General features: G+C 29.6%; 2 protein-coding genes. Both read left to right on the forward strand.

The window, feature by feature from the left end; genetic code table 11:
• Positions 1–192: siphovirus Gp157 family protein (locus tag Q3304_RS20835; RefSeq protein ID WP_407815489.1), on the forward strand; the 192-nt coding region annotated here is incomplete at its 5' end.
• A gap of 9 nt (positions 193–201) precedes the next feature.
• Positions 202–665 (forward strand): ERF family protein (locus Q3304_RS20840; RefSeq protein ID WP_407815490.1); only part of this gene is annotated, 464 nt, incomplete at its 3' end.

Below are 665 nucleotides of genomic sequence, written 5' to 3' on the forward strand. Positions count from 1 at the left end.
ATAAGAAAATCGGCAGGTAGCTTGGTCATAGAAGATGAAGAAAAAATACCTGGTATATATAAAACAGTAGAGCAAGTTATAAAAGTAGATAAGAATACTATAAAAGACTTTATTAAAAAAGGTCATGAGGTTGAAGGTTGTAGGATTGAATATGGAACTACACTAACAATTCCAAAAGTTAAAAAAGAGTAGGTGGGAGAGATGGAAACTAATAATATTTATATGAAGCTTGTAAATATACAGAGTGTTTTAAAAGCACCTAAAAATCAATTTAATAGTTTTGGTAAATACAATTATAGGAGTTGTGAGGATATACTAGAAGGTTTAAAACCTATTTTAAAAGAAGAAAAAGCGTTAGTTATATTAGATGATAAAGTTGTTCAAATAGGCACTAGATTCTATGTAGAAGCTACAGCAACTTTAATAGATGCAGAAACAGGAGAAACAGTATCTGTAAAGGCATTAGCTAGAGAAGATGAAACTAAAAAAGGCATGGATTTAGCACAAGTAACTGGAAGCGTATCAAGCTATGCAAGAAAATATGCTTTAAATGGATTATTCTGCATTGATGATACAAAAGATAGTGATGCAACAAATACACATGGGAAAGAACAAAAAAAAAGAGAAGTTAGTGAAGATGAATTAAATACATTATATTTTTTAGG

The organism is Clostridioides sp. GD02377, from assembly GCF_045899875.1.
Taxonomy (GTDB): domain Bacteria; phylum Bacillota; class Clostridia; order Peptostreptococcales; family Peptostreptococcaceae; genus Clostridioides; species Clostridioides difficile_A.